Annotated in this window: 25 protein-coding genes; 13 read left to right on the top strand and 12 right to left on the bottom strand. The window is 69.8% G+C overall.

What is annotated here, in order from left to right; all coding sequences use genetic code 11:
- Window positions 1-8: 8 nt before the first annotated feature.
- The 4 genes from GDR74_RS05595 to GDR74_RS05610 all read right to left on the bottom strand — a co-directional run bounded on the left by GDR74_RS05595 (window position 9) and on the right by GDR74_RS05610 (window position 3,176).
- Window positions 9-242 (bottom strand): DUF4170 domain-containing protein, encoded by a 234-nt coding sequence (locus GDR74_RS05595; RefSeq protein WP_152585379.1) that lies wholly within the window; start codon window positions 240-242, stop codon window positions 9-11.
- Window positions 243-302: 60 nt separating this feature from the next.
- Window positions 303-1,106 (bottom strand): 3'(2'),5'-bisphosphate nucleotidase CysQ, encoded by an 804-nt coding sequence (locus GDR74_RS05600; protein ID WP_152585380.1) that lies wholly within the window; start codon window positions 1,104-1,106, stop codon window positions 303-305.
- A gap of 81 nt (window positions 1,107-1,187) precedes the next feature.
- Entirely contained in the window at window positions 1,188-2,582 is a 1,395-nt protein-coding gene (locus GDR74_RS05605; RefSeq protein WP_152585381.1) for a hypothetical protein, read from the bottom strand.
- Between the two features lie 147 nt (window positions 2,583-2,729).
- On the bottom strand, window positions 2,730-3,176 hold the full coding sequence (locus GDR74_RS05610) for a YybH family protein (RefSeq protein WP_152585382.1): 447 nt from the start codon (window positions 3,174-3,176) through the stop codon (window positions 2,730-2,732).
- A gap of 119 nt (window positions 3,177-3,295) precedes the next feature.
- Between GDR74_RS05610 and GDR74_RS05615 the strand changes: the two genes are divergently transcribed.
- Window positions 3,296-3,739, top strand: a complete 444-nt coding sequence (locus GDR74_RS05615; RefSeq protein ID WP_152585383.1) for a MarR family winged helix-turn-helix transcriptional regulator — start codon at window positions 3,296-3,298, stop codon at window positions 3,737-3,739.
- 114 nt (window positions 3,740-3,853) lie between these two features.
- A complete protein-coding gene (locus GDR74_RS05620; RefSeq protein ID WP_152585384.1) occupies window positions 3,854-5,071 on the top strand; it encodes a multidrug effflux MFS transporter in 1,218 nt (405 codons plus the stop codon).
- 7 nt (window positions 5,072-5,078) lie between these two features.
- On the opposite strand, the gene ubiA is transcribed toward GDR74_RS05620, so the two are convergent.
- The gene (gene ubiA / locus GDR74_RS05625) at window positions 5,079-6,017 is read right to left on the bottom strand and encodes a 4-hydroxybenzoate octaprenyltransferase (protein WP_152585385.1); all 939 of its coding nucleotides are present in this window, start codon (window positions 6,015-6,017) and stop codon (window positions 5,079-5,081) included.
- A 16-nt stretch (window positions 6,018-6,033) separates the two neighbouring features.
- Window positions 6,034-6,498, bottom strand: a complete 465-nt coding sequence (locus GDR74_RS05630; RefSeq protein ID WP_152585386.1) for a hypothetical protein — start codon at window positions 6,496-6,498, stop codon at window positions 6,034-6,036.
- A 220-nt stretch (window positions 6,499-6,718) separates the two neighbouring features.
- Here GDR74_RS05630 and GDR74_RS05635 point away from each other — a divergent pair, with 220 nt between their 5' ends.
- From GDR74_RS05635 to GDR74_RS05645, 3 genes are all read left to right on the top strand, one after another.
- On the top strand, window positions 6,719-7,477 hold the full coding sequence (locus GDR74_RS05635; RefSeq protein ID WP_152585387.1) for a 16S rRNA (uracil(1498)-N(3))-methyltransferase: 759 nt from the start codon (window positions 6,719-6,721) through the stop codon (window positions 7,475-7,477).
- A gap of 171 nt (window positions 7,478-7,648) precedes the next feature.
- A complete protein-coding gene (locus tag GDR74_RS05640) occupies window positions 7,649-8,788 on the top strand; it encodes a carboxylate-amine ligase (RefSeq protein ID WP_152585388.1) in 1,140 nt (379 codons plus the stop codon).
- Between the two features lie 338 nt (window positions 8,789-9,126).
- Window positions 9,127-10,497, top strand: coding sequence for a glutamate--cysteine ligase (locus GDR74_RS05645; protein WP_152585389.1), 1,371 nt, complete (start codon window positions 9,127-9,129; stop codon window positions 10,495-10,497).
- A gap of 60 nt (window positions 10,498-10,557) precedes the next feature.
- On the opposite strand, the gene GDR74_RS05650 is transcribed toward GDR74_RS05645, so the two are convergent.
- The 4 genes from GDR74_RS05650 to GDR74_RS18485 form a co-directional block, all read right to left on the bottom strand.
- Window positions 10,558-11,718, bottom strand: a complete 1,161-nt coding sequence (locus GDR74_RS05650; protein ID WP_246179888.1) for a YihY/virulence factor BrkB family protein — start codon at window positions 11,716-11,718, stop codon at window positions 10,558-10,560.
- A gap of 92 nt (window positions 11,719-11,810) precedes the next feature.
- Window positions 11,811-12,125: a quaternary ammonium compound efflux SMR transporter SugE gene (gene sugE, locus GDR74_RS05655; RefSeq protein ID WP_152585390.1), complete on the bottom strand. Its 315-nt coding sequence runs from the start codon at window positions 12,123-12,125 to the stop codon at window positions 11,811-11,813.
- A gap of 159 nt (window positions 12,126-12,284) precedes the next feature.
- Window positions 12,285-12,614, bottom strand: a complete 330-nt coding sequence (locus GDR74_RS05660; protein WP_152585391.1) for a hypothetical protein — start codon at window positions 12,612-12,614, stop codon at window positions 12,285-12,287.
- Between the two features lie 265 nt (window positions 12,615-12,879).
- Window positions 12,880-14,793 carry a glycoside hydrolase family 113 gene (locus GDR74_RS18485; protein WP_152585392.1) on the bottom strand — a complete coding sequence of 638 codons (1,914 nt, stop codon included), beginning with the start codon at window positions 14,791-14,793 and terminating at the stop codon, window positions 12,880-12,882.
- Window positions 14,794-15,023: 230 nt separating this feature from the next.
- On the opposite strand from GDR74_RS18485, the gene GDR74_RS05670 reads away from it, so the two are divergent.
- From GDR74_RS05670 to GDR74_RS05690, 5 genes are all read left to right on the top strand, one after another.
- Window positions 15,024-15,344, top strand: a complete 321-nt coding sequence (locus GDR74_RS05670; RefSeq protein ID WP_152585393.1) for a hypothetical protein — start codon at window positions 15,024-15,026, stop codon at window positions 15,342-15,344.
- Between the two features lie 100 nt (window positions 15,345-15,444).
- Entirely contained in the window at window positions 15,445-17,190 is a 1,746-nt protein-coding gene (locus GDR74_RS05675; protein WP_152585394.1) for a DEAD/DEAH box helicase, read from the top strand.
- Between the two features lie 80 nt (window positions 17,191-17,270).
- Window positions 17,271-17,516 (top strand): hypothetical protein, encoded by a 246-nt coding sequence (locus GDR74_RS05680; RefSeq protein ID WP_152585395.1) that lies wholly within the window; start codon window positions 17,271-17,273, stop codon window positions 17,514-17,516.
- 111 nt (window positions 17,517-17,627) lie between these two features.
- On the top strand, window positions 17,628-18,689 hold the full coding sequence (locus GDR74_RS05685; RefSeq protein WP_152585396.1) for an alpha/beta fold hydrolase: 1,062 nt from the start codon (window positions 17,628-17,630) through the stop codon (window positions 18,687-18,689).
- A gap of 121 nt (window positions 18,690-18,810) precedes the next feature.
- Window positions 18,811-19,989 carry a BaiN/RdsA family NAD(P)/FAD-dependent oxidoreductase gene (locus GDR74_RS05690; protein ID WP_152585397.1) on the top strand — a complete coding sequence of 393 codons (1,179 nt, stop codon included), beginning with the start codon at window positions 18,811-18,813 and terminating at the stop codon, window positions 19,987-19,989.
- 15 nt (window positions 19,990-20,004) lie between these two features.
- Here GDR74_RS05690 and GDR74_RS05695 read toward each other — a convergent pair whose 3' ends face one another.
- Window positions 20,005-20,430, bottom strand: a complete 426-nt coding sequence (locus GDR74_RS05695; protein WP_152585398.1) for a group III truncated hemoglobin — start codon at window positions 20,428-20,430, stop codon at window positions 20,005-20,007.
- A 126-nt stretch (window positions 20,431-20,556) separates the two neighbouring features.
- Complete coding sequence (locus tag GDR74_RS05700; protein WP_152585399.1) at window positions 20,557-20,907, bottom strand: hypothetical protein; 351 nt, start codon at window positions 20,905-20,907, stop codon at window positions 20,557-20,559.
- A 171-nt stretch (window positions 20,908-21,078) separates the two neighbouring features.
- Between GDR74_RS05700 and GDR74_RS05705 the strand changes: the two genes are divergently transcribed.
- The 3 genes from GDR74_RS05705 (at window position 21,079) to GDR74_RS05715 (ending at window position 23,156) form a co-directional block, all read left to right on the top strand.
- On the top strand, window positions 21,079-21,414 hold the full coding sequence (locus GDR74_RS05705) for a hypothetical protein (protein WP_152585400.1): 336 nt from the start codon (window positions 21,079-21,081) through the stop codon (window positions 21,412-21,414).
- A gap of 87 nt (window positions 21,415-21,501) precedes the next feature.
- A complete protein-coding gene (locus GDR74_RS05710) occupies window positions 21,502-22,419 on the top strand; it encodes a class I SAM-dependent methyltransferase (protein ID WP_152585401.1) in 918 nt (305 codons plus the stop codon).
- Window positions 22,416-23,156 carry a pseudouridine synthase gene (locus GDR74_RS05715; protein ID WP_152585402.1) on the top strand — a complete coding sequence of 247 codons (741 nt, stop codon included), beginning with the start codon at window positions 22,416-22,418 and terminating at the stop codon, window positions 23,154-23,156. Before GDR74_RS05710 ends, GDR74_RS05715 begins: the two co-directional genes overlap by 4 nt.
- Window positions 23,157-23,163: the final 7 nt, after the last annotated feature.

The following is a 23,163-nucleotide window of genomic DNA, read 5'->3' on the forward strand; positions in this document are numbered from 1 at the left end:
CGAACGGCTCAGGCCTGCCCCGGCTCGAGCAGGCGGTGGAGGTGGACGATGAAGTAGCGCATGTGCGCGTTGTCGACGCTCGCCTGCGCCTTGGCCTTCCAGGCGGCGTGGGCGGTGGCGTAGTTCGGGTAGATGCCGACGATGTCGAGCTTCGACAGGTCCTTGAAGGTGGTGGAGTCGAGCTTCTCGAGCTCGCCTCCGAACACGAGGTGAAGGAGCTGCTTGCCGGGCGTGTCGGTCATGACGGTGTGATCTCTTTCCAGACGGTGGAGAGGGCTTGTTGCTATGGGGAAACCCGATTCTCAAGTCCTCATGGCCCCAACCGCCCGCGGATGCAACCATGTCGCTGCGGCAATCATCTCGCCATGACACGGGTGGGGCCGGTTGTAGGGCGGCGGATTGCCGCTGAGGTCCGTCAGCGCGCCGCCTGCCTCGCTCAGGATCAGGTCCGCGGCGGCGATGTCCCAGTCCGCCGCATTGGCCGAGACGAGGCCCACGTCGATGACCGCCTCGGCCACCCGGACCAGCCGGAGCGCCAGGGAGGGCACCTTGGGAAGGCGCTCGAGGGTGCCGAGGCGGCGCTCCACGCGGTCGAGCAGGGGCTTCGGCCCCGCGGCGCGCAGGGGCTGCCGGGAGGGGGCGGCGGGAAGCGCCATCCGCTCGCCGTTGCAGAACGCCCCCCGCGACAGGCCGGCCTCGTAGGTCCGGCCGTGCACCGGAGCATGGACCACTCCGAGGACCGGCCGCCCGTCCCGCACCAGGGCGATGGAGATCGACCAGTCGGGATGGCCCGTGGCGAAGGCGCGGGTGCCGTCGATGGGGTCGACGATCCACACCCAGCTGCGGTCGAGGCGGGCGGGATCGTCCGCCGTCTCCTCGGAGAGCCATCCGGCGTCCGGCAGGAGGCCGGTGAGGCGCTCCTTGAGGAAGGAGTCGAGGGCGATGTCGGCTTCCGTAACGGGAGAGCTGCGCTCCTTGTACCAGAGCCGCGCAGCGGTCTGCGTTCCCTGCCGGAAATAGGGCAGCGCCAGGGCGCCCGCCTCCAGCGCGGCGTCGCGCACGGCGGCGGCCAGGTCGTGTTCGTGAGGGGCGAGGGGGGCGTGCATCGCTGCTCAAGATGGGAACGGCGGGGAGGGAATGCCACATCCCTCGCGCCGGAGCACGGCTTTTTTCCGGCGGTCCGGTCCTCACAGGCGCAGTCCCCGCCGCAGCGAATAGGCGCGGGCCAGGAGGGCCGCTCCGCCGCCGCCGAACAGGCCGTTCGCGAACCATTGCGGATGGTGCAGCATGTAGCGGAGAAGCTTGTGGCCGATCCGCGGCTCCCGGTCCACGAAGAAGAGCCCGGCGGCGATCATCGGCACGTAGCTGCGGTATTCCGGCGTCTCGCTGTCGAGGGGCTTCGTGAAGTCGATGATGCGGGGCCGGTCGCTCCGGCGCGTCATGGCGTTGATGCCGTCCGGCCGCGCCATGACCACGTCCGCATAGGTGCGGGCGATGCCGATCATCTCCTCCTCCTTCACGAGCAGGCCGTGGCGGGCGAGGGCGAGCGGCAGCTCGGCGGAAACGGTCATCTTCCAGAACCATTCCGATCTCGGCCGCTTCCTGAAGTCCGGGTCCTGCTCGTAGGGCGTGGAGATGGCCCCGTCGTCGTCCGTCACCATGGAGTTGCGGTAGAAATTGAGGAGCTTGCGCGCCCTCTCCAGGTGGCGGGCCTCCCGGGTGAACGCGTAGAGCTCCACGAGGCCGGCGCCGAAGGCGTTCATGTGGTTCGTGGGGTCGATGGCCTGGGGAATGAACGCATAGCGGTAGCAGCCCGCGTCGAAGCGCGGCAGATCGACGTAGAACGTCTCGTATTCGTCGAAGCCGGGCGCGCAGTCCAGCGCGAGGCCGGCGATCTCCTCGTCGAGCTCCCCGCGGGCGCCGAGCCGGTTGGCGAGTTGGAGGATGGGCAGCGCGATCAGCCCCGTCGCGGTGATGTCCGTCCCGCGCATGGGCGGGCCGCCGAAGGAGATCACGGAGCCCCAGGATTTCACCACGCGCTTCTGGTTCCCGTCGACGATGCCGTGCCTGTCGTCCCGCGCCGCCAGCACGTTGTGCGCGGCGCCGACGAGAAGGTCGAGGAAGCGCGGCTCGCCGGTCGCCTCGTAAAGCTCCAGCGCGGCGCGGCCCCAGAACGACCATTGCCAGGAATAGAGCTGCCCCCGGTCGTGGAGCGGCGGCAGGGCGGGGTCGGGATTGTCGGGGGCGGTGAGCCAGCGCAGGCCGAAGTCGAGACAGTCGAAGAACACGTCCCGGTGCGGGGTGCAGCTCGTGAAGACGCCGAAGGCGCCCGCCTCGGGGAAGGTCTCCCGCCGCTCGGCGAAGCTCTGCGGATGCTCGAGCAGGGCCAGCGCCTCCCTGTCGTCCACGGGCGCGCCGGAGAGATAGCGGCTCCAGACGTTCAGGTAGCGCCGGTAGGCGCTGCCCGCCGGCAGGGGGCCCGCGAAAGCGAGGCCCGGCCTCCTCCTCCAGCCCGCGAGCAGCGCCGGCGCTGCGAGCGCCGCGCAGAGCGAGCCGACCACCCGGCGGCGCGTCGGCCTCATGGGGCAGCCGAGGGCGCGCTGCCGCCTGCCGGGCAGGGCGGGAGAGAGGACGATGGAGCATGCATGAATGAAATGCTACATCGTAACTATGGTCCTTCGCAACGGGTCCTGTCGGGCTCTTGTCCCGCTTTCCGGAGGCGGGCCGGCTCAGGGAACGAGGTCGATCAGCGCCTCGCCGCTCTCCAGGTCGAAAGGCGCCGACACGTGCTCGTGCACGATCAGCCACTGCCCTGCGCGTCGCCGGTAGCCCGCCGTGACCCGCAGCCACGCGAACCGCTCCTCGCCGTCCGCAAGCTTCCGGCCGCAGCGGTTGAGGAAATGGGCGAAGGCGAGATCCTCCCCGGCCGCGACGGCGACGTCGCGCACGTCGAAGATCATCTCGGCCCCGTCGGGGGCGAGGCACTCCCGCCAATGGCGCTTGTAGGCTTCCAGCCCCTCGAAGCGCAGGCGGGCCACCGCGTCGAAGGCCAGGACGTCCGGCGCGTAGAAGGCGGCGATCGCCTCCACGTCGCGGAGACGGACCGCGCTGCACCAACCCGCGATGCGGACGCGGATCGCGTGCTCCGGCTGCGGTGGGAGGGGCCTGCCGTGCATGGAATTCCTCTCGAAGGGCCTGCGAAAGCGGGGCCGTCGCCCGCGCCGCTTCCTGTGGACGAGGGAGGTGCGCGCGCATGGCGGCTTGACAGGAAGGTTGATATCAACAGAATTGCCGCATGTCAAAGAACGACGACGTTCCCTTCACCGTCACGCACGAGGTCCGCGATGCCTGCTTCTGCCTTCATGTCCAGCGTGCCGCGCGGGCGCTCGCGCGGCGTTACGACGAGGCGCTGCGCCCGTTCGGGCTCACCAACGGGCAGTTCTCGCTCATGATGTCCCTCAACCGTCCCGAGCCGCCGACCATGGGCAGCGTCGCCTCGCTCCTGGCCATGGACCGAACGACCCTCACCGCCGCCCTCAAGCCCCTGCAGCGGCGCGGGCTCGTGCGCGTGGAGCCGGATGCGCAGGACAAGCGCAGCCGCCGCCTCGTGCTCATGCCCGAAGGCCGCGCCCTTCTCGCCGCCGCCCTGCCGACCTGGCGGGAGACGCAGGCGAAGGTGGCGAAGGCCGTGCCGTCCACCCCGGAGGATCTCCTCGCCGACCTGCGTGCCCTGTCCTGAACGGTCCTTCCGGCCGTTCGAAGTTCCGTCCCGGCGAAGGCCGGGGACCGAGCGGGTCCCCTGCCGAGCGTTAGGGACGTTCCGCCTTCCTCCATCGTTTCGAAAGATCTCCCCATGCGATCCAGCTACGCCCGAACCGCGATCGTCCTCGGCCTGCTCTCGGCCATCGGTCCCTTCGCGATCGACATGTACATTCCGGCGCTGCCGGCCATCGCCTCGGACCTGCGGGCCTCGACGGCGGCGACGCAGATGACGCTGATGGCCTTCTTCGTCGCCTTCGGCCTGTGCCAGATCGTCTACGGGCCGGTGTCCGACATGGTCGGCCGCAAGCCGCCGCTCTATGTGGGGCTCGCCTTCTTCACCGCCGGCTCCGTCGGCTGCGTCCTCTCCGGCAGCATCGAGGCGCTGATCTTCTTCCGATGCGTGCAGGGCATCGGCGCGGCCTCCGTGATGGTCATCCCGCGGGCGATCATCCGCGACCTGCACACGGGCGTCGAGGCGACGCGGCTCATGTCGCTGGTGATGCTGGTGATCAGCGTGTCGCCGATCCTCGCGCCGCTCGCGGGCAGCGCGCTCATCGTGCCGTTCGGCTGGCGGGCGGTGTTCGTCGCCGTGACGGCGGCGGCGGGAGTGAGCCTCGTCCTGCTCGCCTTCTCCCTGCCCGAGACCCGGCCGCCGGAGGAGCGGATCGGCGCGAGCCTCGGCGAGGTGCTCGGCGGCTTCGGCCAGCTGCTGCGGGACCGCCACTTCCTGGCGCTCACCTTCACCGGCGGGCTCGGCATGTCGAGCTTCTTCGCCTTCCTCGCGAGCTCGTCCTTCATCTACATCGACCATTTCGGCCTGACGCCGACGCAGTACAGCTTCACCTTCTCCCTCAACGCGGTGGGCTTCATCGGCGCGTCGCAGCTCACGGCGGCGCTCGGCTCCCGCTTCGGCATGAAGCGGATCGTCGCGGCGGCGGCCGGCTGCTACGCCTTCTTCGCGGTGCTCCTCTTCGTCCTCACCGCGGCGGGGGTCGACAGCCTTGCCGTGCTGATCGTGCTGCTGTTCGCCTCCTTCGCCTTCCTCGGGCTCGTCATTCCCGCGACCATGGTGCTGGCGCTCGAGGATCACGGGCCCATCGCGGGCCTCGCCTCGGCGCTCGGCGGCACCCTGCAGATGGTCGCCGGGGGCGCGATGATCGTGATCGTCAGCCTGATGTTCGACGGAACGGCCCTGCCGATGGTCGGCGCCATCGCCGCCTGCGCGGTGGGCGCCCTGGCCCTGAGCCTCGTGGCGCTCCGCCGCCCGGAGGCCGCGGCCCGCCCCGTCGAGGAGGAGTGCCGGGTCTGAGGTCCGTTCAGGCGAGCCGCAGGAGGCAGTCCAGGGTCATGCCGGCGAAGAGGACGAGGCCGGCATCCCGGTTGGAGCGGAACAGGCGCAGCGCCAGGGCGCCGTCGCTCCGGTCGATCCGCGCCACCTGCCAGGCGAGGTGGCCCGCGAAGAGCGCGAGCCCCGCGAAGGCGGCGGGGCCGGCTCCCGCCAAGGCGAAGGCGGGCATCAGGAAGGCAAGGGCCAGCGCATAGCAGAGGCCGACGCCCGCCCGGACCCTCTCGCCGAAGAAGCGGGCGGAGGACTTGATGCCGGCGATCTCGTCGTCCTCGATATCCTGGAGGGCGTAGATCGTGTCGTAGCCGACCACCCAGGCGATGCTGCCGGCATAGAGGAGGAAGGCCGGCAGGGCGAGGGAGCCGAAGGCGGCCGCCCAGCCCATCAGCGCGCCCCAGGCGAAGGCGAGGCCGAGCACGATCTGCGGCATCCAGAAGAACCGCTTCATGAACGGGTAGAGCGCGACGATGCCGAGGGAGGCGAAGCCGGTGGCGATGGCGAAGCCGTTGAGCCGGAGCAGGACCGCGAGGCCCACCAGCCCCTGGAGCGCCAGGAAGGCGAGGGCGCCCTTCAGGCCGACCTGCCCGGAGGGAAGGGGACGCCCGCGGGTGCGCTCCACCCGCGTGTCCAGGTCCCGGTCGACGATGTCGTTATAGGTGCAGCCGGCCCCCCGCATCGCCACCGCGCCGATCAGGAAGAGCAGGCAATGGACCGGGTTCGGCCAGGGCTGCCCGCCCGCGATGGCGGCGAGCGCCGCCGACCACCAGCAGGGCAGGAGCAGGAGCCACCAGCCGATGGGCCGCTCGATCCGCGCCAGGCGCAGGTAGGGGCGAAGGGCCGCCGGAGCCAGCCGGTCGGCCCAATGGCCGCGCACGGCATCGGGGAGAGAGGCGGCGGGGCGCTCCGGCACGGTCGGGCGGGAGCGGTTAGAGCGCGCCCTTCGGCATGGTGTAGGAGCCGGTCAGGCCGCCCCCGCCGAGGAGGCCGCCGCCCTGCTGCTGGGCCTTCTTGGCCTGTTTTTCCATTTCGGCGACCTTGGCCGCGGCGGCGCAGGCCTTGCCCTTCATCTCCACGGCGCGCTTGTGGTCGGCCTCGAAGCCCTCGGCGAACTGGTCGGGCACCTGGCACCAGGTCTTGTTCGACTCCAGCCACTTCAGGCCCGTGTTGCCGTTGGCGACGAGCTTGGTGAAGATGCCGCAGGCGGCGCGGGGGTCGATGGCCTTCTTCTTCCCGCCGCCGCTGAGCTTGTTGATCTCCTGGATGAGGTTCTGGCGCTCCGACAGGAACTTCTGCGCATCGCCGCAGGAGCTCGCCTGCGCGAAGGCAGGGCCGGCCACGAGGACGCCTGCGACGGCAAGGGCGGCAGCAAGGTGCGAACGGATAGGCAGCATCGACACATCCCCGGATCTGGAAGGCCGCGACGGATCGTCGGGCAGCCGTTCCGTTAACACGTTCAATCTCCCCGGGCCAAGGGGCGAATGGTCCCGGCCCGCCACCTTGTGACCCGGCGCACCTGAATTCCAGGTGAAAATTGCAGGTGAACATCCGCTCCCGCGGCCTCCCGCATGCGGGGCGGAGTTGCTAAATCCAGTCTCCCATCGCGGAGCGCCCATGGCCCATTACGACTTCAACGCCCCCCGCCTGTTCGTCGACGCGCCGCTTGCCGAGGGGGCGCGGATCGCCCTCGACCGGGGGCAGGCCAACTACCTCGTCAACGTGCTGCGCCTGAAGGCGGGAGAGACGGTCCTCGTCTTCAACGGGCGCGACGGGGAGTGGAAGGCGGAACTCGGGATCGAAGGCCGCAAGGCGGCGGGTCTCGTGGCGGTGGAGCGCACCCGGGAGCAGACCGCCCCCCTCGACCTCGTCTATGCCTTCGCGCCCCTCAAGCACGCCCGGCTCGACTACATGGTCCAGAAAGCCGTGGAGATGGGAGCGGGGGCTCTGCAGCCGCTTCTGACCCGAAGGACGCAAGCCGCAAGGGTGAACCTGGAACGCATGCGGAGTAACGCCGTCGAGGCGGCGGAGCAGTGCGGCATCCTGAGTCTGCCGGAGATCCGGGAGGAGGTCGATTTCGCCAAATTCGTCAAAGGGTTGGAGGAGGACCGCCTGGTGGTGTTCTGCGACGAGGACGCCCCCGTCGCCAACCCGCTCGAAGCCCTGCGGAAGGGGGTCCTCGAGGGGTGGAACAACGCGGCCAAGTTCGCCGTTGTCGTGGGCCCCGAAGGGGGGTTCGTCGATCAGGAGAGAGCGCTTGTCTCCGCCCACGAGAAATGTATCCGCGTATCGCTGGGACCGCGCATCCTGCGCGCAGACACAGCCGCCGTCGCGGCCCTGGCCATCGTCCAGTCGGTGCTGGGAGACTGGGCCTGATATCCCTCTCCGACGACGCGCGAAACGGATTTCCCGCTAGTCTCAACAGCTTGGCAATTTCGGCCCGATTCGCCCCAATCTTGCCCCAAAGAAGGTGAGGTTGGGCGTTGCCGCAGCGGGCGGACGTATAATCCGAAGGTGAACAAGAATAAAACAAAGAGGAAACCAAGTATGGGTGGGGAATTCAAGTTCGGCATCGAGGAGGAGTATTTCGTCAACGATGCCGCTAAACGGGATGTCGCCCGTTCACGAATCAAGGAATTCTTCGCGTCCTGCCGCGAAAACATGGATGGCGGCATCCAGCACGAAATGCTGGAACCCCAGATCGAGATCGCGACCGAGCCGCACGTGGATTTCGGGGAGGCGCGGGCGCAGCTCTCCTCGCTGCGCATGGCCGCCGGGCAGATCGCCCGCGAGCACGGGCTGTCCGTCATGGCGTCGGGAACCCATCCCCTCGCCGTCTGGTCGCGCGTGAGGCCCAATGCGCAGCCGCGCTACGGCAAGGTCATGCACGACCTGCAGATGGTCGGCAGCCGCACCGTGGTGTGCGGCATGCACGTCCATGTGGAGATTCCGGATCTCGCGACCCGGATCGACATCATGAACCGCATCCAGCCCTTCCTGCCGCTGCTGCTCGCTCTCTCCACCTCGTCGCCCTTCTGGCAGTCGCAGAGGACGGGGCTCCTGGGATACCGGCTCGCCGCCTATCGCGAATTGCCGCGCACCGGCCTGCCGGACCTCTTCGAGGGCGTGAAGGATTACCAGCGCTACATCGACACCCTCGTGGCGGCGCGGGCCATCGAGAATTCGAGCTACGTGTGGTGGTTCATCCGCCCGTCCCTCAAGCACCCCACCCTGGAGCTGCGAGTCGCCGACAGCTGCACGCGCCTCGACGACACGCTCGCCATCGCGGCGCTCTACCGCTGCCTCGTGCGGCGCCTGAGCCTCGACACCCGGCTGAACGCCGGCCAGACCGGTGCCTCGCGGGCCATCAACGACGAGAACAGCTGGCGCGCCCAGCGCTACGGCATCCACGGCAGCTTCGTCGACGAGGCATCCCGGAGCGCCAAGCCCGTGCGGCAGATGCTCGACGAGACGCTCTCGCTCGTGGCCGACGACGCGGAGGCGCTCGGATGCCGGCGCGAGCTCGACCTGTGCCGCTGGATCGTCGCCCGCGGCACCAGCGCCGACCGGCAGCTCACCCTCTACACGGAGGCGGTCGGCCGCGGCCTGTCGAACCGGGACGCCCTGTTCGGCGTCGTGGACTGGCTGTCCGCCGAGACCGTCGGAGAGACCATGGTGCGGCATTAGAAGGAGAGGCGTCCTTTCGGCTCTTCTCGCATGAAGGGAGCCCATCGGGTCCTTCCCGGAGCCGTCATCAGGTCGGCTGTCGTTCGATCCTCGCTCTTCCTCCGCGGACCGCGGATTGGGACCGCGGATTGCGCGGGCAGCGCCGCCGCGCTCTCTCCCTGGCTAAGAGGGAGGGGAATGGCGCGTCGCGCTTCCATCGCCCCCTGTCGTCCCCGTGTCCGGGAAATATCCGATGCCCGGCTTTCTTCCGGCACCGCATTGCAGCTTGTCCTTAAGGCGCCTATCTAGACCCGACCTGAGTCGGCGCGCCTTGAACGCGCTTTTTGATGAGGTGGTTCATGGCGCGGGACGTATCGGATACGACCCCTATCACCACGCGCGCGGAGCTCGTCGCGTGGATCGCGGACGGCGAGAAGCCGCAGGATGCGTGGCGGCTCGGCACGGAGCACGAAAAAATCCCCTTCTACACGGCCGATGACTCGCCCGTTCCCTACGAGGGCGGGCGTGGCATCCGTGCGCTCCTGGAAGGTCTCCGGGCGCGCACCGGCTGGGAGCCGATCCTGGAGCAGGACCGGCCCATCGGCCTGTTCGACGATGCCGGGGGCGGCGCGATCTCCCTGGAGCCGGGCGGGCAGTTCGAATTGTCCGGCGCTCCCCTGCGCACCCTGCACGAGACGGCGGCCGAGACCGCGCTCCACCTCGATCACGTGAAGGCCGTCGGGCGCGAGCTCGGCCTCGGCTTCCTCACCCTCGGGATGAGCCCGCTCTGGACCCGCGCCGAGACGCCGGTGATGCCGAAGGCGCGCTACAGGATCATGACCGCGTACATGCCGAAGGTCGGCACGCTCGGCCTCGACATGATGTACCGCACCTCCACCGTGCAGGTGAACATGGACTACGAGTCAGAGGCCGACATGGTGCGGAAGCTGCGCGTGTCCCTGGCCCTGCAGCCGGTCGCGACGGCGATCTTCGCCAACTCGCCGTTCACGGACGGCAAGCCCAACGGGTATCTCTCCCGCCGCTCCGCCATCTGGCTCGACACCGATCCCCACCGCACGGGCATGATGGACTTCGCGTTCGAGGACGGGTTCGGCTACGAGCGCTACGTGGACTGGGCGCTCGGCGTGCCGATGTATTTCGTCAAGCGCGACGCGACCTATCACGACGTCGCCGGCGCTTCCTTCAAGGATCTGTTCGAGGGCCGTCTCGCGGCGCTGCCGGGCGAGCGCGCCACGCGCTCCGACTGGGCGAACCACGTCTCCACCCTGTTCCCGGAAGTGCGCCTGAAGCGTTACCTCGAGATGCGCGGCGCCGATGTGGGGCCGTCCGCCCACATCCTCGCCCTGTCCGCCTTCTGGACCGGGCTCCTCTACGACCGGAACGCCCTCGACGGCGCATGGGACCTCGTGAAGGCCTGGAGCGCCGCCGAGCGCGGACGCCTGCGCGCGGACGTGCCGAAGCTCGCGCTCAAGGCGGAGATCGCCGGACGCACGGTGCGCGACATCGCGCGCGATGCGCTCGCGCTCTCGCGGGAGGGCCTCCGGCGCCGCGCCTTCACGGATGCGGCCGGGCAGGACGAGACGCGCTACCTCGCCTATGCGGAAGACATCGTGGAGACGGGGCGCACCCCGGCGGAGCGCCTGCTCGAGCGCTATCACGGCCCATGGGGTCGATCCGTGAAGCCCGCCTTCCAGGAATGCGTGTTCTGATCGGCCGGAGCGTCTTGCGGGTTCGTGAAACCGCAAGACGCTCCTAGGCTGCGCCCGCGCTCAAACCTTCGCCTCGCCCACCGTGTCGGCCATCGTCGCGCCGCGCACGCCGAGCGGCTGGCGCGGGCCCTCGGTCGTGTCCTTCACGGTCTGGTGCTCCATCTCCGCGTTGATCTCGGTTCCGAGCAGCACGATGATGGTCGAGATCCAGATCCAGGTCATGAAGCCGATGGCGGCGCCGAGGGAGCCGTAGGTTTCGTTGTACTTGCCGAAATTCGCCACGTACCACGAGAACAGCATGGAGCCCGCGAGCCACAGGACCGAGGCCGCGATGCTCCCCGGCGTGATCCAGCGCCACTTCGCGTTGTCGCGGCTCGGCCCGTAGCGGTAGATCAGCGCCAGGCCGAGGATGACGCCGACGAGAAGCGCGGGCCAGCGCAGCACCGCCACGAGGGTCTCGGCCCACGGACCGAGCCCCACATATTCGAGGACGACGGGCAGCACCACCACCGCGCCGAGCGCGGTGAGCAGGAACACGATCGCCCCGAGGGTGAAGGCGAGGGACACCGCGTTCAGCATGACGAAGGAGCGTTTCTCCGTCTCCTCGTAGACGATGTTGAGGGCGTCGAAGATCGACTTCATGCCCGCATTGGCGCTCCACAGCGCGACTGCAAGGCCGACGAGGAAGCCGAGCCCGAGCGTGCCGGAGCCCTTGCTCGCGATGCGGCCCACCTGTTCGCCGACGATGTCGATCGCGCCGCCCGGCAGCACCCCGGCAAGTGCGCTCAGGTGGCTCTGGATGGTGACGGGATCGGCGAACAGGCCGTAGATCGACACCAGCGCGGTGATGGCGGGGAAGATCGCGAGGAGCGCATAGAACGTGACGCCGGCGGCGACCAGCAGGACGCGGTCGTGCTGCACCCGTTCGTAGACGCGCCAGAAGATGTCCTTCCAGCCCTTCGCGGGAATCTCGGCCGGACTGTCCGCGTGGCGTCCGCGGCTGACATCGTGGAGCGTGGCGGCTCCGCCTTCGGTGCGGGTTCCGAAGTCGGGCTCCTTGCGGCCCGGCGCGCCGTGTCCGGCGCGTCCCGCGGGACGCGCCGTCGCGGGACGCGGCTGCCCGCCCAGGGTGACGAGGCGGACCACGGCCCATCCCAGCAGGACCATCAGGGCCTGGGCGGTCAGGGAGGATGAGGGACGATCGGCGCTTTGCAGGGACATGGGACTCGTTCCGGTGTGCTGTGTCTCCAACAGCGCAGCGGGCGGCCGGTTCCACGGCCCCGCTTGGCCGGGACGGAGCGGGGCGAGCCCGGTCAGGCCGCCAGCTTGAGGCCGAGAATGCCGGCGACGATGAGGCCGATGCAGGCGAGGCGCGCGGCCGTGGCGGGTTCTCCGAGCAGGTAGATCCCGAGGAGCGCGGTTCCCACCGTGCCGATTCCGGTCCAGACCGCGTAGCCCGTGCCGACGGGCAGGGCCTTCAGGGCGAGGCCGAGCAGCGCGACGCTGGCGACCATGCTCGCGCCGGTGAGAAGGGAGGGGACGAGGCGCGTGAAGCCCTCGGTGTACTTCAGGCCGATGGCCCAGCCGATTTCGAACAGGCCGGCGAGAACGAGATAGATCCATGCCATGACAGGACCTCCGTCGATGGCAGGGTCGTCCCTACCTTTGCTGTGGGGGAGCGGGGCCGTCCCCGCGACCCGGAATATACGTGTCGCGCCGGCGCCTTCAATGCGCCGCTGCCGCAAGCGGCCCTGCTCTCCGTGCAAGCCTCGCGCGGGCGTTCCGGCTCAGTCGTCGGACGGGTGCGGCAGGCGGAGGGACTGGAGCGGGTTGAAGGGCGCGTAGGTCTGGTGCTTCCAGCCGTCGCCGCAGTTCACGCAGATCGAGCGGACCGAGTAATCCGCCTGCTCCATGCGCTTGAGAAGGCGCTCCTGCCGGGCCTGCGCTTCCGAATCCGCTCCCGTCTCGTAGCCCGAAGGCCGGACGGTGAGCACGAGGGGGTTGGAGCCGGCCGCCGGCGCTCCCTCGGCCTGGGCGAGGGCGGGCGCCGCGGCGAGGGCCGCCGCCCAGCCGGTTCCGGCGAGCAGGCTGAGAAGGGCGGAGCGGATTCGCGGCATCGAACGATCTTTCTGTCGGTGAAATGGTTTGGACGTCATGAAAAGCTGCTTCGTCAAGTCTCGGTTCCCGCATCCGCATCCCGCCGGAACGCCGGTTTCTCCGCGAGGATAGCCGGTTTGCCCCGTCCCGGCCCCCTATGCGCAGGGAGTATGTCGGTCCCTTCGCATTCGCCGGCGAAGGGGCCCGATCCATGGAGGCGGAGTAGGGCGGCTTGATGATCGGCTGCGCCCCTGCCGCCGCGGCGTGAGGGCGCAGCCGGTCGGCCTAGATGACGAAGAAGTCCTTGGCGGTCATCTTGAGGTTCTTGGAGAGGGTGGCGATGGCGACCATCGCCTTCTCGCCGGCGCCGTCGGGATCGTAGAAGAGCACGCCCTTTTTCCTGTCGTAGACGAGGAAGTCGTTGGCGTCCTTGGCCTTGTCGGCGACCCGGAAGAACGCGCTCTTGAGGGCGAGCGGCTTGGCGGAGGTGCCTTTCCTGATCGCGGCATAGAAGCCCGGGTTGGCCTTGAACAGGGCGTTGTCGAGCCAGATCGTGTCGTCGGCCACAGAGAAGTCGACGATCCGGTCGAGGTTGGCCTTGCCCGGCTTGGTGTCGAACACGAACACGTCCTTGCCCGCGCCGCCGGCGAGCACGTCCTTGCCGGCCCGGCCCCAGAGCTGGTCGTCGCCCTCCCGGCCCGTCAGCCGGTCCGCCCGCGCCGTGCCGCGAAGAACGAGACCGGACGGGCCGTTCGAGCCGCCCGAATTCGAGCCGCCCGAAGCGGGCGAGGAAAGCGTCGACAGGTCGAGCGTCTGGTCGCTGAACTGGGCGAACTGCACGTTCTTCAGCCGATCCGTGCCGTCCTGTCCTGCGCGGGTGTCGGTGACGGTCACGGTGCCGTCGGCGTTCCGGGCGAGGGCGTAGGCCGATTTCGCGCCGGAAAACACGGCGGTGTTCGTTCCCGTGCTGCCGTCGAGAACGTCGTTGCCCGCGCCGCCGTTCAGCCTGTCGTCGCCGGCGCCGCCCCAGAGCGTATCGTCGCCGCCCGCGCCGACCAGGGTATCGTTGTGATAGCCGCCGTCGAGCTTGTTGGCGAGTGCGTTCCCCGTCCAGGTAACTCCGGTGACGTGGGCCGGGCCGGAGTAGCGCTCCGTGATGACGTCGTTCGCGGGCTTGTGCTGGGTCGTGTAGTCCGTGTACGGCACCTGGGCGAGCGGATCCGTCATCGGATTCTCGAACGGATGGTAGCTCCAGAGGAAGGCGCCGCCGAGCCACTGGCCGCCGTAGTTCTCCATCACCTTGTAGAGGGCGGTGTAGCAGTCCACCTGCTCCTGGTTGTCGACGGGAGGGCTGCCGCCGAACGAGCCGGGATCCTTGTTGGCGCCGTCCGCGCTCCGATAGCCGACCTCGGTGAAGAGGATCTGCTTGCCGTACCGCTCCGACAGGGCCTTGTAGTAGTCGACGACCGACTTGCCGCCATAGAGGGTGTCGCGGACCCAGGAGTTGAAGTGCGGCTTCACCCAGGCGTCGACGATCTGGTCGACGGTGGGATCGTTGACCGTCGAGGACGGGATGTAGGCGTCGATGCCGATATAGTCGACCTTGTCCCAGAACCCGACCTTGACCACCTCGTCGTAGGTCGCCGCGTAGGTGATCTTCCCCGTGAAGACGGCACGGACCGCGTCGATGATCTCGGCCCATTTCTGCGTGTAGGATATGCCGTCGCTGCAGACCTTCGTCGGGTCGGTCATGCTCCTCATTTCGGTGCCGACGCAGAACATCGCCGCGCCGCCCGCCTGGGCTGCCTGGGCATACCCGACCATCATCGCCTTGTAGCTCTCGAACCAGGCCTTCGGGTCCGTCGGCGCGATCTCGGCGCGCCAGACGCGGTTCGCCGTCTCGACATGCGGCTTCACGACGACGTTCAGGCCGTGCGCGCGCGAATCGATGACGGCCTGCGTCACCTGCTCGTAGCTGTCGCTCTCGTTGTCCCAGGGATTGTTCGGGTCGCCGAAGTTCAGATGCACCTCGTTGCTGAACTTGTCGTTCTGGAAGAAGTTCGGGATCAGAGTGACGGTGTTGGCCCCCGTGTTGCCGATCTGCGTCAGGGCGGCGTGGCCGCCGGGGCGGGAGATGTTGCCGCTCCAGTAGGACGGGAGGGTGATACCCTCCCAGGTGAAGATCTGATCGTTCGACATGCCCTGGACTCCAAAGAGGGAAGAAAAATCCAACCTGACATGGAACAATATAACATTTAGTCAACCCTGACCTTCCGCCCGTTTCCCGAAAGTCGCGCCTCCGCCCTGTTCAGGGTGCTCCGCAACCTGTAAGGATGCCTCGCTGCCGATAGCCGGCGACGATTGGCCGGAATGACGGGGATCGGCGTTGACGCATCGGAACCCCGCTTTCCCGAACCAAGGATATGCCCATGTTCACTCTCGAAATCGCCGGCAAGGCGGTCGCCATCACCAATGCCGACGAGGAGCAGGCCCGGGAGCTCTTCATGAGCGAGGACTTCCGCGAGGACCTGAAGTCCTTCACCAGCGAGGGAAAACCGCTCTGGGACGGCTCCTCTCCCTTCACCGTGCGCCCCGCCTCCGAGGACGAGATCGACGCCTTCGACGACGCCATGGCCGAGGACGAGGAGTGGGACGAGGAAGAAGTGGAGGACGATGACGGCGACGAGGAGGGCATCGACGTGATGTTCCTCGTCGACGTCGACGAAGCGGACGACCAGGGTGACGCCTGATCGCCCGTTCCAGCCGCCGGGGCGGGTCGCTTCTTCCGCGATCCGCTCCGAATCGACTTCGCCCGTTACGTCCTCGAGGAGCGGCCCGCGCCGCGCATCCATGCCCTTTCCCAAGACCAATCCGAGCCTCGAACGCGCCCTGGCCGAGCGGGGTTACGCCGAGCCGACCCCCGTCCAGGCCGCGGTGCTCCAGCCCGAAGCCGAGGGGCGGGATCTGCTCGTCTCCGCCCAGACCGGCTCGGGCAAGACGGTGGCCTACGGCCTCGCCCTGGCGCGGACGCTCCTCGGGGAGGCGGAACGCTTCGGCGCGCCCGCGGAGCCGCTGGCCCTCGTCGTCGCGCCCACGCGCGAGCTGGCGCTTCAGGTCCATCGGGAGCTGACCTGGCTCTACGGCGAGGCCGGAGCGAAGGTCGCGTCCTGCGTCGGCGGCATGGACGTGCGCCGGGAGCAGCGGGCGCTGGCGGAGGGCTGCCACATGGTGGTGGGCACGCCGGGACGCCTGCGCGACCACCTGGAACGCGGGCGACTCGATCCGTCGCGGATGCGTGCCGTCGTGCTCGACGAGGCGGACGAGATGCTCGATCTCGGCTTCCGCGAGGACCTGGAATTCATCCTCGACGCGACGCCGGAGGACCGGCGCACGCTTCTCTTCTCCGCCACCATTCCGCGCAACATCGCGACCCTGGCCCGGCGCTACCAGCGCGATGCCCTGCGCATCGACACCCTGGTCGAGAACCAGCCGCACGGGGATATCGACTACCGCGCCATCCGCGTCGCGCCGAACGAGACGGAGCTCGCCGTCGTGAACGTGCTGCGCTTCTTCGAGGCCCGGGGCGCGATGGTGTTCTGCCACACCCGCGAGAGCGTCCGCCATCTCCATGCGAGCCTTACGGAGCGCGGCTTCGCCGCCGTCGCCCTCTCCGGCGAGCTGACGCAGAACGAGCGCAGCCATGCGCTCCAGGCCCTGCGCGACGGGCGGGCGCGGGTCTGCGTCGCCACGGACGTGGCCGCGCGCGGCATCGACCTGCCGGATCTCGGCCTGGTGATCCATGCGGACCTGCCCAACGATCCCGAGACCCTGCTCCACCGCAGCGGCCGCACGGGGCGCGCGGGGCGGAAGGGCGTCTGCGTGCTCCTGGTGCCCTATACCCGCCGCCGCAAGGCCGAGCGCCTGCTCGACGACGCGGGAGTCGATGCGGATTGGGGCGGGCCGCCCGCTGCCGAGGAGATCCGCCGCCGCGACCGGGAACGGATCCTCCAGGACCCGTCCCTGGCGGAGGAGACGACGGAGGACGACCTCGCGACCGCGCAGGCCCTTCTCGCCCAGCGCTCCCCCGAGGAGATCGCCGCCGCCTTCGCGCGCGTGCTCCGCGCCCGCCTGCCGGCACCCGAGGAGGTGTTCGATCCGGGAACCGAGCGCGGCCCGCGGGAGCGGCCCGACCGGCGCACCCGGGAGCGGGAGCGCGAAGGCCGCAAGTCCCGCGAGGGGCGCGCCGACCACGCCGGAGCCGACATGGTGTGGTTCCGCATGAGCGTCGGGCGGCGCAACAACGCGGACCCGCGCTGGCTCCTGCCCATCATCTGCCGCCTCGGCCACGTGACCAAGAAGGAGATCGGCTCCATCCGCATCTTCGACCGGGAGACCAAGTTCGAGATCGTCCCCTCCGCCGCGCCGAAATTCGCCGCCGCCGTGCGCAAGGCGAACGACGAGGACATCCGCATCGAGCCCGCGGAGGCACCGGGCGGATGGGGCGGAGGGAAGGACAGGCCGAAGGCGCCCCCCGCCAAGGGCAAGCCGAAGGGCAAGCCGAAACGCTCCTTCGCGAAGAAGGGCAGGGGCGCCTAGGCCGTTCCGGACCGTTCCGGGCGGCGGAACGCCGCTCCGCTTCCCTTCGTTGATTCGGTGGGCAATGCAGGAGCGCCGCCATGGTCACCAAGGAAGAGCTGGAAACACGGGCTTCGGTCGCCTTCGAGCGGGCCGGGGCGCATCTCGACGGCGGGCAGATCGACTGGAACCATGCGGAGCGCTTCGATTCCCTGCGCGAAGCCCTGCACTGGGCCCTGACCGCCGAGCCTCCGCCGGGCAAGAATCCCTATGTCCTCACGTCCACCGGGCGGGTCCTGGATCCCGACCTGCTGGAGCAGATCTGGGCGAGCGTGCAGGGGCCGTGAGAGAGGCCCGGGCGCCCGCCCGGCAGGCCGCCGATCCGCCGGGCGGCTGTTGCGCCGCAGCAACCGGGCGCCGCGCCGCGCGTTCCTTCTCTGTACAAGGGGAGACATCTCATGCGCGACAGGCCTCAGACCGGATACAGCCGTGCCCCGTCCGTTCCGGTGCGGAACGGAGCCGCCGCAGGTCCTGCGTGGCTCGTGCCCGCCGTCCTCGGTGGGGCCGCCCTGGGGGCGGCCGCCCTCTACGCTCTCAAGCAGACCGCCGATGCGGAGCGGGAGCATCCGCCCGTCGGCCGGTTCATGAACGTCGACGGCGTCCGCCTCCATTACGTGGAGCGGGGCCGGGGGCAACCCCTCGTGCTCCTCCACGGCAACGGTTCGCTCCTGCAGGACTTCCTCATCAGCGGGATCGTCGACCGCCTGGCGAAGAACTACCGGGTGATCGTGTTCGACCGCCCCGGCTTCGGCTACAGCTCGCGGCCGCGCCGCCTGTGGACGCCGCGCGCCTATGCACGCCTCTTCGCGCAGGCGCTCGATCTGCTGAACGTGGAGAGCGCCCTGGTCCTCGGACATTCCTGGGGCACGCTCATCGCCCTGAGCCTCGCCCTGGAGGAGCCCGCCCTGGTCCGCGGCCTGGTCCTGCTCTCCGGCTACTACTATCCGACCGCGCGGGCGGACGTGGTGCTCTTCTCGCCTCCCGCGATCCCGGTCTTCGGCGACCTCCTGCGGCACACGGTGGAGCCGCTCCTCGCGAAAGCCATCCTGCCGAAGCTCATCCGCAAGATCTTCGCGCCCGCTCCCGTGCCGCGGCGGTTCGAGGAGCGCTTCCCCCGGTCGCTCGTGCTGCGCCCGTCCCAGCTGAGGGCCATCGCCGAGGACACCGCCCTCATGATCCCCGCCGCGATGGATCTGCAGAGCCGCTACGGCGAGATCGCCGTTCCCGCCGTCATCATGGCCGGGGACGCGGACGAGATCGTCGATCCCGGCCGCCAGTCGGAGCGTCTCCAGCGCGACCTGCCCAACAGCGTCTACATGGCGCTCCCCGGGCTCGGCCACATGATCCAGCACCTCGATCCGGAGGCCGTCGTCCAGGCGGTCGACGGCGCGGCCCAGCGGGCGCGGGTGCGGCCGCGGGTCGCCGCCCCCGGCCGGGCGGCGCAGCCGAGCGCCGCCTGACGGAACGGGAAGCTCTTCCGGGGCGACGCCGCTTGCGGACAGCCGCGCCCTTCGCTTACCAACGGCTCCGATGCGGGCGCCGGCCATGGTCCGGGCGCCGTCGTGGGAGGAAGCGCGGGTCGTGGAACGGTTCGATGCGGTGGTGATCGGCGCCGGCGCCGCGGGCATGATGTGCGCGGCGGAAGCCGGAAAACGCGGGCGCCGCGTGCTCGTCGTCGACCATGCCGACGCACCGGGGGAGAAGATCCGCATATCCGGGGGAGGGCGCTGCAACTTCACCAACCTCAACGCCGGTCCGCAGAACTACCTTTCGCAGAATCCGGGCTTCTGCATCTCGGCCCTGCGGCGCTACACCCAGCACGACTTCATCGCCCTCGTGGAGAGGTACGGCATCGCCTATCACGAGAAGACCCTGGGCCAGCTGTTCTGCGACGGCTCGTCCCGCCAGATCGTCGATCTCATGCTGACGGAGATGAAGCGTCACGGCGTCACGCTCCGTCTTTCGACCGCCGTCGAGGAGGCGGCGCACGACGGGGAGGGTTTCCGCCTGCGCCTCTCGAACGGCTCCGTGCACTGCCGCTCCCTCGTCGTCGCCTCGGGCGGAAAGTCCATTCCGAAGATGGGCGCGACGGGCTTCGGCTACGATCTCGCGCGGCAGTTCGGCATCCCGGTCACCGAGACGCGCCCCGCCCTGGTGCCGCTGACGCTGGAGCCGACCATGCTCGAGCGGCTTCGTCCGCTCGCGGGCGTGTCGGTGGATGCCGTCGTGTCCTGCGGCAAGGCCCGCTTCGCCGAGGCGATGCTGTTCACCCATCGCGGCCTGAGCGGTCCTGCCATCCTCCAGATCTCCTCCTACTGGCGCGAGGGCGACGAGATCGCCGTCGCCATGCTGCCGGGAGCGGACCTGTTCGAGGAGCTGCGCGCCGCGCGGGCGCGCAACGGGCGCCAGGCCTTGCAGACCGCGCTGGCGCAGTTCCTGCCTCGGCGCCTCGCGCAGCTCGTGGCCGAGGCGGAGAAGGCGGGCGGGAACCTGGCCGACCTTTCGGACAAGGCGCTTCGCCGGATCGACGAGGCGGTGAACCGCTGGCGCTTCAAGCCGGCGGGCTCCGAGGGCTACCGCACCGCGGAGGTGACGCTGGGCGGCGTCGACACCCGCGCCCTCGACTCGCGGACCATGGCGGCGAAGGCGGTGCCGGGCCTGTTCTTCATCGGCGAGGTGGTGGACGTGACCGGCTGGCTCGGCGGCTACAATTTCCAATGGGCCTGGTCCTCGGGCTGGTGCGCCGGCCAGGCGGTCTAGGGAAGGCGCCCGCGCTCAGGCCGAGCCGGTCTTCGGCAGGCGCAGGGCCTTCGGGCCGATGTCGAGGCCGATCTGGAGGCTCTCGGCGATGCGGTGGGCGCGATCGATGAAGAAGGCGGCCGCATCGGGCGGGCACGTGTCCCGCGCGGTCTTCTCGAACAGGTTCAGCCAGCGGCCGAAGTGATCCATGTCGAGGCCGAGGTCCCTGTGGGCGAGGTGAGGCTTGCCGGAATAGCGCCCGGTTCCCAGGGCGACCGAGGACCAGAACGCGACCATCGTCGCGAGGTGCTCGTCCCAGCGGCTGCCGACCGCGTCCCGGAAGATCGGCCCGAGCTCCTCGTCCTCCAGCACCCGGCCGTAGAAGGTCCTGACCAGGGTGTCGATCTGCGCCTCGGCGATGGGGGCTTTCGGCTCGATGAGGGGAATCCGGCGGGAGGTCATGAAGGGGCCTTCGGCGAAGCTGCGGCGCAATTTCCGGCGAAGCTTGCACGGAGCCTCGCCGCTGCCAAGCCCGGCGGGGCGGGCAGGCAGCGGCGAAGGGTCGCGAGGGGCCGCGAAGGAGCCCGCTTACCTGCGGTTCTGATAGGCGTTCGCCCGGTAGGTGTCGGGCGCGGTCACCTGCGAGCCGCTGGCGTTCGGAACCGGCGTGCGCCTGGGGCCTTCGTAGCGGTGGACGCTGCCGGTCGTCGTCACGGGGCGATGGCTGCGCGTCACGTGCCGCTTCTTCACCGGCTGCCGCTTCATCTGCGGCTGGGTCATGCGCTGCTGGCCCATCTGCGGCTGCTTGGCGGTCGCGCCATAGGTTTCGGGGCTCGTGGTCTGCGAGCCGCTGGCGTTGGGAACGGGCGTCTGCGCCATCGCGCCCGCGCTCAGGGCGAGGGCGGCAGCGGCAATCGTGCTCATGAACAGGTAGCGCATGGGATCCCTCCTCGGGTCGGGTCGGCGCGGGGCCGGCGGACCCCGGACCGACGAGGAGCCAACGCGGTGACGGTCGGAGAGTTGCAGCGTCATGGAGGGCCGCACCGTCCGGCGGTTGACGGAACCCGCCGGACGGACCGAACATGCTCCGCCGAGGGGAGGGACATCGCCATGACGCGAAGATCCGCCTGGGCGATCGCGGCCGCCGGCCTGCTCGCAACCTGCCTCGGCCCTGCGCCTGCCTTGGCCGACGCCATCGACGGGGACTGGTGCAGCGACGACGGCCGCCGGCTCTCCATCGCCGGTCCCGCCATCGTCACGCCCGGCGGCGCCCGGATGCAGGGCTCCTACACGCGCCATTCCTTCCTCTACACCGCCCCGGCGGGCGAGCCCGGAGGCGGGGAGGAGGTTTCCATGCGCCTCCTGAGCGAGATCCTCGTGCAGATCCGCTTCGGGCCCGACCGTCCGGTCCAGACCTGGCACCGCTGCACCGAGACCACGAGCTGAGCGGCCCGGGGAGGGACGAAAAGGGTCGCGCCGCCGGCCCGCTGCGGCTATAGGAGCGCCTGCGCATCAGCAGGGACCCGCACAGCATTGGACGACACGAAACCCGACGGCGTGTACGGCGCCCCGCCCGCCGAGCTCGCGGCCGTGCCGGAAGCCGCCATTCCCTTCTCGCCCCTGGAGCCGGGCGCCCGGGCGCTCGAGGATTGCGGGGAAGCCTCCCTCGGCAGCCTGACCGTGCTCGCCCCGCCCGGAACCCTGGAGCGACGCTACACGCTGGCGCTCGGCCTCAGGGCCCTCGCGCCGGGGGCGCGGCTGACGGCCCTCGCCCCGAAGGACAAGGGCGGGTCGCGGCTGCGCAAGGAGCTGGAGGGCTTCGGCTGCACAGTGTCGGAGGAGTCGCGGCGCCACTACCGGATCTGCACAGCGCTCCGGCCCGCCGTCCTGACGGGAGCCGAGGAGGCCGTCGCGGCGGGCGCGATGCGCGTCGTGGAGCCGCTCGGCCTCTGGTCGCAGCCGGGGATCTTCAGCTGGGACCGGCTCGATCCCGGCAGCGCCCTTCTCCTGGAGCATCTGCCGCCCCTCTCCGGGCGCGGCGCGGATCTCGGCTGCGGCATCGGCATTCTCGCCCGCGCGATCCTGCAATCGCCGAAGGTCGAGGCCCTCGCCCTCGTCGACATCGACCGCAGGGCCGTCGAGGCGGCGCGGCGCAACGTGTCCGATCCGCGCGCCGCGACGCGCTGGGCCGACGTGCGCGCCGCGGGCGCCGGGGAGAGCGGCCTCGACTTCGTGGTCATGAACCCGCCCTTCCACGATGGCGGCGCAGAGGACCGGGCGCTGGGGCAGAGCTTCATCCGCCGGGCGGCGGAGGCCCTGCGCCCGGGCGGCGCGTGCTGGCTCGTCGCCAACCGCCATCTTCCTTACGAGGCAGTCATGAAGCCCCTGTTCCGGCGCATCGCGCAGAAGGTGGAGACCGGCGGCTACAAGATCTACGAGGCCCATCGATGAGCAAGGTCGCCACCCTCCGGCTCGACCGGCTTCTCGCCAATCTCGGATACGGCAGCCGCCGCGAGGTGCAGCAGCTCGTGGATGCGGGCGCCGTGACGCTCGACGGCGACGAGGTCGACGACCCCGGCATGCGCGTCGCTCTCTCCCGCGATCTGCCGGAGCGGATGCAGGTGGACGGCGAGCCGCTCGATCCGCCGCCCGGCCTCGTGCTGATGATGAACAAGCCGCTCGGCGTCACCTGCTCGCACAAGGAAGCCGGTCCGCTCGTCTACGGGCTCCTGCCGCCGCGCTGGCGGCGGCGGGATCCGGCGCTCTCCACCGTGGGGCGGCTCGACAAGGACACGTCGGGCCTGCTCCTGATGACCGACGACGGCGCGCTTCTTCACCGCATCATCTCGCCGCGCAACCACGTGCCCAAGCGCTACCGCGTCGCCCTCGACCGCCCCCTGCGCGGCGACGAGGCGGAGACCTTCGCCTCAGGCGCGCTGATGCTCGACGGCGAGGACAAGCCGCTGCTGCCCGCCACCCTCGAGGTCCTGTCGCCGACGAGCGCCCTCGTGACCGTCACGGAGGGCCGCTATCATCAGGTCCGGCGGATGTTCGCCGCCGTCGGCAACCATGTGGTCGCCCTGCACCGGGACCTTGTGGGAGAACTCTCCCTGCCGGAGGATCTCGCGCCGGGGGAATACCGGATCCTGAACGAGGCGGACATCGCCAGGATCCTGCCGCCCCCCTGAGGGCGCG

Source organism: Microvirga thermotolerans (assembly GCF_009363855.1).
In the GTDB taxonomy this organism is placed as follows: Bacteria; Pseudomonadota; Alphaproteobacteria; order Rhizobiales; family Beijerinckiaceae; genus Microvirga; species Microvirga thermotolerans.

Excerpts from the sequence above, each read along its gene's own strand:
- GDR74_RS05620 (WP_152585384.1), top strand. The coding sequence starts at position 3,854 with ATGCGATCCAGCTACGCCCGAACCGCGATCGTCCTCGGCCTGCTCTCG.
- GDR74_RS05695 (WP_152585398.1), bottom strand. The coding sequence starts at position 20,430 with ATGACCTCCCGCCGGATTCCCCTCATCGAGCCGAAAGCCCCCATCGCC.
- GDR74_RS05595 (WP_152585379.1), bottom strand. The coding sequence starts at position 242 with ATGACCGACACGCCCGGCAAGCAGCTCCTTCACCTCGTGTTCGGAGGC.
- GDR74_RS05600 (WP_152585380.1), bottom strand. The coding sequence starts at position 1,106 with ATGCACGCCCCCCTCGCCCCTCACGAACACGACCTGGCCGCCGCCGTG.
- GDR74_RS05680 (WP_152585395.1), top strand. The coding sequence starts at position 17,271 with ATGGTCACCAAGGAAGAGCTGGAAACACGGGCTTCGGTCGCCTTCGAG.
- GDR74_RS05705 (WP_152585400.1), top strand. The coding sequence starts at position 21,079 with ATGACGCGAAGATCCGCCTGGGCGATCGCGGCCGCCGGCCTGCTCGCA.
- GDR74_RS05610 (WP_152585382.1), bottom strand. The coding sequence starts at position 3,176 with ATGCACGGCAGGCCCCTCCCACCGCAGCCGGAGCACGCGATCCGCGTC.
- GDR74_RS05605 (WP_152585381.1), bottom strand. The coding sequence starts at position 2,582 with ATGAGGCCGACGCGCCGCCGGGTGGTCGGCTCGCTCTGCGCGGCGCTC.
- GDR74_RS05650 (WP_246179888.1), bottom strand. The coding sequence starts at position 11,718 with ATGTCCCTGCAAAGCGCCGATCGTCCCTCATCCTCCCTGACCGCCCAG.
- GDR74_RS05700 (WP_152585399.1), bottom strand. The coding sequence starts at position 20,907 with ATGCGCTACCTGTTCATGAGCACGATTGCCGCTGCCGCCCTCGCCCTG.
- GDR74_RS05630 (WP_152585386.1), bottom strand. The coding sequence starts at position 6,498 with ATGCTGCCTATCCGTTCGCACCTTGCTGCCGCCCTTGCCGTCGCAGGC.
- GDR74_RS05640 (WP_152585388.1), top strand. The coding sequence starts at position 7,649 with ATGGGTGGGGAATTCAAGTTCGGCATCGAGGAGGAGTATTTCGTCAAC.
- sugE (WP_152585390.1), bottom strand. The coding sequence starts at position 12,125 with ATGGCATGGATCTATCTCGTTCTCGCCGGCCTGTTCGAAATCGGCTGG.
- GDR74_RS05670 (WP_152585393.1), top strand. The coding sequence starts at position 15,024 with ATGTTCACTCTCGAAATCGCCGGCAAGGCGGTCGCCATCACCAATGCC.
- GDR74_RS05675 (WP_152585394.1), top strand. The coding sequence starts at position 15,445 with ATGCCCTTTCCCAAGACCAATCCGAGCCTCGAACGCGCCCTGGCCGAG.
- GDR74_RS05685 (WP_152585396.1), top strand. The coding sequence starts at position 17,628 with ATGCGCGACAGGCCTCAGACCGGATACAGCCGTGCCCCGTCCGTTCCG.
- GDR74_RS18485 (WP_152585392.1), bottom strand. The coding sequence starts at position 14,793 with ATGTCGAACGATCAGATCTTCACCTGGGAGGGTATCACCCTCCCGTCC.
- GDR74_RS05715 (WP_152585402.1), top strand. The coding sequence starts at position 22,416 with ATGAGCAAGGTCGCCACCCTCCGGCTCGACCGGCTTCTCGCCAATCTC.
- GDR74_RS05660 (WP_152585391.1), bottom strand. The coding sequence starts at position 12,614 with ATGCCGCGAATCCGCTCCGCCCTTCTCAGCCTGCTCGCCGGAACCGGC.
- GDR74_RS05645 (WP_152585389.1), top strand. The coding sequence starts at position 9,127 with ATGGCGCGGGACGTATCGGATACGACCCCTATCACCACGCGCGCGGAG.
- GDR74_RS05615 (WP_152585383.1), top strand. The coding sequence starts at position 3,296 with ATGTCAAAGAACGACGACGTTCCCTTCACCGTCACGCACGAGGTCCGC.
- GDR74_RS05635 (WP_152585387.1), top strand. The coding sequence starts at position 6,719 with ATGGCCCATTACGACTTCAACGCCCCCCGCCTGTTCGTCGACGCGCCG.